Origin of the sequence: Saccharomonospora iraqiensis subsp. iraqiensis (assembly GCF_000430445.1) — a bacterium.
Lineage (GTDB): Bacteria > Actinomycetota > Actinomycetes > Mycobacteriales > Pseudonocardiaceae > Saccharomonospora > Saccharomonospora iraqiensis.
On record NZ_KE387041.1, the window covers coordinates 38,958 to 46,350 of the forward strand.

Sequence of the window (7,393 nt, forward strand, 5' to 3'; positions counted from 1 at the left end):
CGCGGCCGCGAGCGCGTCGTCGGAGAGCACCACCGGGCCGCCGTACGGGTCGGAGACCACCTTCGGCTCCCGCGCGGCGAAGGGCCACAGCAACGACACGGGCCTGCCCGCCGCGCCGTCCGACGTGCCGGGCCCGCCCAGGACGGGGAGCAGGAGATCGGCCACCGCGAGCCGTGCAGGGCCGCCGTAGGCCGGGGTCCCATTGACGTTGAGCAGCAACGGGTACACGCCCGGGTCGGTGATCCCGAGCGTGGCGAGGTCCGCGGTGATCGACAGCTCGGCGCTGTCCCCGATCTCCAGCCGGTCGGCGACACCGACCCAGTCGGACCACCCGGCGCCCGCGGGGGGCGGATCGGCCAGTGTCCTGCCGAGCGTCCCGGCGCCGGTCTGGCGTGGGCCCGCCTGGACCCGCGCGACGAGGTCCGAGATCGGCCGGTCCCCCGTGTTGGTGACGGTGGCGGCGAGGGTGACGGTCGCGTCGTCCGGTCCGACCCGTCGCGGTGTCATGCGGTCCAGGTGCAGCCGGACCCCGGAGGAGGTGTCGGCCTCCGCGGCGTGCCGACCCGCCGGCCGTGGGTCCGCCGCACCGGACGCCGCGAACGGCGCGCCGAGCAGGGTCTGCCCGAGCACGAGCACGAGCGTCAGCGCGAAGCCGGCGAGCCTGCTCACGACTCCCCCGTCCGGTCGTGCCGGATCAGCGCCCCGGCCTTGCGCACGAGCTTCCGTTCGTCGGCGTAGGCCAGGGTCCGGTCGAGCTCGGCCAGCGGCACCCAGGCCACCTCGGTGACCTCGACGTCGGCGTCGGAGAGCTCGCCGCCGTCCGCCTCGAGCAGGAAATGGTGCACCGTCTTGTGCACCCGGCGCCGCTCGGCGACGAACCAGTAGTCGATCGTGCCGAGCTCTCGCAGGACGTGCGCGGAAATCCCGGTCTCCTCCTTCACCTCGCGCACCGCGGTCTGTTCGGTGGTCTCGTCGCCCTCGATGTGCCCCTTCGGCAGCGACCAGAGCAACCGCCCCCGCCGGTCGAGTCTGCCGATCAACACGGCGTGCCGTCGGCCGGGGTCCACCACGAGGCCCCCGGCCGAGGTCTCGTGCACCGTGGTCAGCCGTCGGTTACGGCGGCGCCGGGACCGGCGTCCCGGTTTCGGGCCACCGGAGCGACCGGCCGATCCAGGCATGCTGCGATGCTAGAGCACCGAGCGCCGTCGGTACCCTGGCTCGGGCGTGTCCGTGTCGGTCCGGCCGTGTAGTAAGGGGAACTTTTGGGCAGTGGGAGCAGCGTGAACGAGCGCACGAGCGGGGCGGACGGTGCGGCGACCGCCAAGCGGCTGACCGAGGCCAAACGGAACGCGGTCGCCGAGCTGATGCGCGTCTCGCCGATCGCCGACGACCTCGCGGCCCGCTTCACCGCCGCCGGGCACCGGCTCTACCTCGTCGGGGGCAGCGTGCGCGACGCACTGCTGGGCAGGCTGTCCACCGACCTCGACTTCACCACCGACGCGCGTCCCGAGCAGGTGCAGCGCCTGGTCGCGGGCTGGGCGGAGGCGGTGTGGGACACCGGCATCGAGTTCGGCACGGTCGGTGCCGCGAAGAACGGCTCGACCCTGGAGATCACCACCTTCCGGGCGGACAGCTACGACCGCGTCGGGCGCAACCCGGAGGTCGCCTTCGGCGACACCATCGAGGGCGACCTCGTACGCCGGGACTTCACGGTGAACGCGATGGCGGTGGAGGTGTCGACGAAGACGTTCGTCGACCCGTACGGCGGTCTGGAGGCGCTGGCCCGCCGCACGCTGGACACCCCCGCCACCCCGGAGGAGTCGTTCGCCGACGACCCGCTGCGGATGCTGCGGGCGGCCCGGTTCGTCGCCCAGCTCGGCTTCACCCCCGCCGGGCGCGTGGTGACCGCCATGACGGACATGGCCGACGAGCTGAAGCGGATCACGGCGGAACGGGTGCAGGTCGAGCTCTCCAAGATGCTGACCGGCATCGCCCCACGGCGCGGCGTGGAACTCATGGTGGACACCGGACTGGCCGAACACGTGCTGCCCGAGGTGCCGGGGATGCGGCTGGCGATCGACGAACACCACCAGCACAAGGACGTCTACCAGCACTCGCTGACCGTGCTCGACCAGGCGATCGACCTGGAGACCTCGCACGAGCCGACCAGCGAACCCGACCTGGTGCTGCGGCTGGCCGCCCTGCTGCACGACATCGGCAAACCGGCCACACGGCGGTTCGAGCCGGGGGGCGGGGTGAGCTTCCACCACCACGAGGTCGTGGGGGCGAAAATGGTGCGCAAGCGTTTGCGCGCCCTGCGCTACCCCAAGGACGTCATCAGCGACGTCTCCCAGCTCGTGTTCCTGCACCTGCGTTTCCACGGCTACGGCCGGGGCGAGTGGACCGACTCGGCGGTGCGCCGCTACGTCACCGATGCCGGCCACCTGCTGCCGCGGCTGCACAAGCTCGTCCGCGCCGACTGCACCACCCGCAACCGGCGTAAGGCCGCCGCCCTGCAGCGCTCCTACGACGACCTGGAGCAGCGCATCTCCCGGATCGCCGAGGAGGAGGACCTCGCCCGGGTCCGCCCGGACCTCGACGGCAACGAGATCATGCGGATCCTCGGCCTCAAGCCCGGGCCGCTCGTCGGCCAGGCCTGGAAACACCTGAAGGAGATCCGCCTCGACCGCGGCCCGCTCGACCGGGACGAGGCCGTGGCCGAACTCCACCGCTGGGCGTCCGAGCAGGGCATCGAGCTGCCGGAGTGAGGTGAGCCGACCGGGGGAACCGGCGGCCGGACGGAACGGCGGCCTCCCGGTCGTGCGCACGGGCCGGTGCTCAGGACACCCGTTCGAGTGCGCCCGTCTCCAGGTGGTGGGTCAGTGCCCGGGGCAGCAGGTACGCCACCGCGCCGCCCGGGGACGGCCCCCACGGCCGGGTCACTCCGCCGAGCACGCGCAGGGGGCGCAACACCCGGTAGCGGTGCCGTTCGTACTCGCGGTCGACCGTCAGGGACGTCTCGGGGAACGGTGTGTCGAGCGGGTGGGTCAGGTTGCCCTGCTCGTTGCCGTAACGGTCGAGCACCGTGCCGCCCGGAAGGGTGAGCAAACGTTTGCCCCCGTAGAAGGTCAGCGGTGGTTCGCCGGTCAGGGGCAGGATCGGCCAGTCCGTCGCCTGCTCGGGCGGCGCCGCCCCGGCCGCTGGTGACGTGTCGGTCCACGCCCGGCCGGGGAACAGCAGCAGGGCACCGAGCAGCGCTTCCGCCGCGGCGTGCACCCGGGGGAAGTAGCGGGGCTCGACCGGGTGTCCGTCGGCGTACCGGGCGACCTCCCAGCCGTCCGGGGTCCGGTGCAGGCACCACGCGCCGTCGGCGGTCCCGCCGATCCGGTAGGCCTGCTCGGCCACGCCGTGTTCGGCCAGCCGGGTGCGCAGCACCCGCAGTGTCTCGGAGGCGCGCAGCGGCCGGGCCGGTTCCTCGCCCCGGTGCACCCGGGTGACGGCGTCCGGATCGGTGAGGTCGTCCGTCGTCCGCGGGGGACGCGGGTTACCGAGCACGTCGGCCTCGACCGTGGCGCGGACCCGGGGCTCGACGTACGGCGGACGGTGGTTCTGCGCCCGGATGTGTTCCAGCAGGTCGTCCTCCGGCGGCACGCCGTACTTGCGCAGGTAGTGCGGTACGGCCGCGGGCCAGACCCACGTCCCGTCGGTGTGGAAGGCGTCGGGCACGTTCGGCGGGCCGGGGACGAACACGTCCGGCAGTGCGCCGGGGCGGGCCAGCGCGACCGGGGCACGGTAGAGGTAGCCGAGCACGGCCCGGACCTCCTCCTGCGGTACCGGCGGCCGGTTCACCACCGGCTTCTCCCCCGGCGCGTGGCTGTCCACCACCCGGGCCCACCGGAAGCGGGTGTCCAGGGGCACGCCCGCCTTCGCCGCGAGCCAGACGGGCACGTTCTCCCGGGGGAAGTAGCTCAGCTCGGCCTCGTAGCTCGCCGTCGTCGTGCGGCCGTCCGGGCCGAGTCGCCAGTCGGGCTCGGTCTCGGTGTCGTAGTCGAAGTCGTAGTTCGCGTCCGCGTCGAGGGTGAAGGTGCCCTGGAACCAGGTCCCGGTGCCCGCCTCGTACATCGCCGAGCGGAGTTGGCAGAACAGCTGACCGAGCTGCGGTGGCGGGGACAGGAACACGAGGACGTCCTCGGCGACCGCCCGCACCTCCAGCTCCGAGTAGTCCCCGACCTGCCGGAAGCGGGCGGCCACCCGTTCCCGGCCCTCCGACAGGTGGTCGCGGAGGGTGGCGCCGATCGCGCGCAGCAGCGCCCCGCTGTCGCCGCTGCCGGGCTCGCTGCGGGTGGCGTCGTCGTCGGCGAAGTCGTGCCGCTCCTGCCACAGGGCGGTCAGGGTGTCCGGGTCGTCGACGGTGGTGGTCATCTCGGTCAGTCCGAGGTCGCGGGCGGTGTCCGGGTCGGTGCCCGCCCAGCGCAGGGTCAGCGCGCCGCCGGCCGGGGACGGCTGGAGCCGGAAGGACTCGTCGTCGTGGTCGCAGTAGGTGTGTACGGCGAAGGTGTCCGGGACGTCCGCGGCGGGCACCACCCTGGCGGGCCCGTCCTCGGACCCGGCGTCGAATCCCTCCGGTGGGGGTTCGCCCTCCAGGGTCACCAGCTTCACCGTGCCGTCCGTCGTCGACCGGTCGGCACGGAAGATCCGACCGTCCCACAGCGCGTACAACGCGTCCGGGCGGTCGGGCACCTCCACTCGGTAGCGCACCGTAGTGTCCCCCTCGTCAGTGTGTCCCCGGTTACTTCACCCGTGTTTTACCGCGCGGGGGCTCGCCGGCGCAGGCAGGGCGGGCAGGTGTGAGCAGCACGGCACCACGGCGGATCGGCGCGCCGGGTCCGGCGGGGCGTCACTCACGGAGGTTCACCCTAACGGGCGGCGGCGGGAGTGCCGATCGCACCGACGGCCCGCCGGGTACCTCCCCGACGGGCACGCCGTGCCGCGCGGGAGGACCCCGTGATGGGATCATGGCGGGCGTGCGAGCGGACGCCGAGGTTGAGCCGGGAACACTCCTGGTCGCTGCCCCCACCATGTTCGACCCGAACTTCCGCCGGACCGTGGTCTTCGTGATCGACCACCGGGACGAGGGGACGCTCGGGGTCGTGTTGAACCGGCCCAGCGAGGTCGAGGTGGACGAGGTGCTGCCCAACTGGGGCGAGCACGTCGTGGCGCCCCGGTCGGTGTTCGTCGGCGGTCCGGTGGAGAAGAAGACGGCGCTGTGCCTGGCCGCCCTGCGGACCGGGGAGACGGCGGCGAGCGTGCCGGGGGTGATCGCGGTCCGTGGCCCGGTGGCGCTGGTCGATCTGGACGCCGAGCCGGACGCGCTGGTGCAACGGGTCCGCGGGATGCGGGTGTTCGCCGGATACGCGGGCTGGGACGCGGGCCAGCTCGCCGAGGAGATCGACCGGGGTGACTGGTTGATCGTGCCCGCGTTGCCGGGTGACGTGTTGGCGACCCCGGACGGGGATCTGTGGAGTCAGGTGCTGCGCAGGCAGGGCCTGCCGACCGCGTTCCTGGCCACCCATCCGGGTGATCTGCAGCGCAACTGAGCCGCGGCGAATGTAACAGCACTTGTATGAGTGCTTGTACAAGTGCTGTCATCTCGGGGTGACGTCGTCCCGACCTCCTGAACCGCCCCGGCCCGACGACCCGACGGAACTCGACTTCTGGCGCCCGCTGGCACGGCTGCGTCAGGCGATGGAGGCGGAGATCGCCCGCCTCTACACCGAACGCGGGGTGCGCGTGCAGCCCCGCTTCACGATGCCGCTGATCCGCCTCGCCCGCCGCGGCCCGATGACCATCCGACAGCTGGCCGAGTCGCTGGAGGTGACCCACTCGGCGATGAGCCAGACCGTCGGCGCGCTGCGTACCGACGGGATGGTGACCACCCGCCCCGGCCGGGACGCCCGCACCCGCGAGGTCGTGCTCACCGACCGGGCGCGGGAGCTGGTGCCGTTCCTCGAAGCGGAGTGGCTGGCCACCGAACGCGCGGCGGAGGAGCTGGAGGCCGAGCTGCCCTACCCACTCCGGCAGGTGGTCCGCGACATGGAGGCCGCGTTGGCGCGGCGTTCCTTCCGCGACCGGATCGTGCGGCACCTCGACGGGTCCGCACCCGGTGACTCCGACCCGGACGGCTCCGGCCCCGGTGACTCCGGCCTCGGCGACTCCGGCCCCGGCGATCCTCCCGGGTCCGCGCGGCCCGGTTTCCCGTGAAACTCCTCGACCGGATGACCGACGTCCGGCCGTTGCGCTCGTCGGCGGCGTTCCGGCGGCTGTGGGTGAGCGGCACCTGCGTGACGCTGGGGCACCAGCTCGCCGTGGTGGCGGTACTCGCGCAGGTGTGGGAGCTGACCGGCAGTTCCGTCGCCGTGGGGGCCATCGGACTGGCGCAGGCGCTGCCGATGGTGCTGTTCGGCCCGGTCGGGGGCACGCTGGCGGACGCCGTCGACCGTAGGAAGCTGGTGGTGGCCACCACGTCCGGTCAGTTCCTGGCGGCCGTGCTGCTCGCCGCCCAGGCGTTCGCCGGGGTGGGATCGCTGTGGGTGGTGCTGGTGCTGGTCGGGGCGCAGGCCGGGTTCCAGGGGCTCGGGGCGCCCGCGCGGAAGACGTTCGTGGTGGGGCTGCTGCCCGCCGACGAGGTCGCGGCCGGACTCGCGCTGACGAACCTGAGCTTCCAGGCGGCCATGCTGGCCGGTCCGGCGCTGGGGGGTGTGCTCACCGCGCACGGCGGCGCGGGACTGTGCTACGCGGTCGACGCGCTGACCCTGCTGGTCGGCATCTACGGCATCGCCGGACTCCCGTCCCTGCGGCCCGACGGTGGGGGTTCCCGGCCGGGGCCGCGTGCCACCTGGGAGGGCCTGCGGTACGTGCTGCGCGGTCGCGTCGTGGGCGGCGCGGTGCTGACGGACCTGCTGTCCACGGTTCCCGCCATGCCGATCGCCCTGTTCCCGGCCGTGAACGCGGAGCGGTTCGGCGGTGCGCCGGAGACGTTGGGGCTGTTCCTCTCGGCGATCGCCGTCGGTGGGGTCGCCGCCGGGTCGGTGTCCGGGTTGTTCAGCCGGGTGCGGCGGGTCGGGCTCGCGCAACTGCTGGCGGCAGGTGTCTGGGGGCTCGCGATCGCCGGATTCGGCCTGGCCGGCCCGCTGTGGCTCACTTTGGGGTGTCTCGCGGTCGCCGGCGCGGCCGACACGGTCGCGGTCGTCACCCGCGGGGCGCTGGTGCAGCTGGCCGTCCCCGACTCGCACCGCGGCCGGGTGAGTTCGGTCGAGCACGTCGTGGGTGTCGCCGGGCCGGACCTGGGCAACTTCCGGGGCGGGCTCGTCGCGGGGGCCTCCTCGGCCGCGTT

The 7,393-nt window shown here is 73.4% G+C and carries 6 protein-coding genes and 1 pseudogene; 4 read left to right on the forward strand and 3 right to left on the reverse strand.

Features of this window, described 5'->3' with window-relative positions; genetic code table 11:
• Together ACTIR_RS26200 and ACTIR_RS0103045 are read right to left on the reverse strand one after the other, a co-directional pair.
• Positions 1-669 (reverse strand): annotated as a pseudogene (locus ACTIR_RS26200) (DUF6049 family protein); the annotation flags it as partial.
• Positions 666-1,178: an NUDIX hydrolase gene (locus tag ACTIR_RS0103045; protein WP_026453182.1), complete on the reverse strand. Its 513-nt coding sequence runs from the start codon at positions 1,176-1,178 to the stop codon at positions 666-668. The gene ACTIR_RS0103045 and the pseudogene ACTIR_RS26200, both read right to left, overlap by 4 nt.
• A gap of 102 nt (positions 1,179-1,280) precedes the next feature.
• On the opposite strand from ACTIR_RS0103045, the gene ACTIR_RS0103050 reads away from it, so the two are divergent.
• Positions 1,281-2,768, forward strand: coding sequence for a CCA tRNA nucleotidyltransferase (locus ACTIR_RS0103050; RefSeq protein WP_084789290.1), 1,488 nt, complete (start codon positions 1,281-1,283; stop codon positions 2,766-2,768).
• 70 nt (positions 2,769-2,838) lie between these two features.
• Here ACTIR_RS0103050 and ACTIR_RS0103055 read toward each other — a convergent pair whose 3' ends face one another.
• Positions 2,839-4,758 (reverse strand): TNT domain-containing protein, encoded by a 1,920-nt coding sequence (locus tag ACTIR_RS0103055; RefSeq protein WP_026453184.1) that lies wholly within the window; start codon positions 4,756-4,758, stop codon positions 2,839-2,841.
• A 257-nt stretch (positions 4,759-5,015) separates the two neighbouring features.
• Between ACTIR_RS0103055 and ACTIR_RS0103060 the strand changes: the two genes are divergently transcribed.
• From ACTIR_RS0103060 to ACTIR_RS21360, 3 genes are all read left to right on the forward strand, one after another.
• Positions 5,016-5,597 carry a YqgE/AlgH family protein gene (locus tag ACTIR_RS0103060; protein ID WP_026453185.1) on the forward strand — a complete coding sequence of 194 codons (582 nt, stop codon included), beginning with the start codon at positions 5,016-5,018 and terminating at the stop codon, positions 5,595-5,597.
• A 22-nt stretch (positions 5,598-5,619) separates the two neighbouring features.
• A complete protein-coding gene (locus ACTIR_RS21355) occupies positions 5,620-6,261 on the forward strand; it encodes a MarR family winged helix-turn-helix transcriptional regulator (protein ID WP_411431310.1) in 642 nt (213 codons plus the stop codon).
• Positions 6,258-7,393, forward strand: a 1,136-nt coding sequence (locus ACTIR_RS21360; RefSeq protein ID WP_034238062.1) for an MFS transporter, incomplete at its 3' end; no start/stop codon positions are given. The genes ACTIR_RS21355 and ACTIR_RS21360, both read left to right, overlap by 4 nt.

What these genes read in the sequence shown, in the direction of transcription:
- ACTIR_RS0103045 (WP_026453182.1), bottom strand. Translation starts at nt 1,178, where the DNA reads ATGCCTGGATCGGCCGGTCGCTCCGGTGGCCCGAAACCGGGACGCCGG.
- ACTIR_RS0103060 (WP_026453185.1), top strand. Translation starts at nt 5,016, where the DNA reads ATGGCGGGCGTGCGAGCGGACGCCGAGGTTGAGCCGGGAACACTCCTG.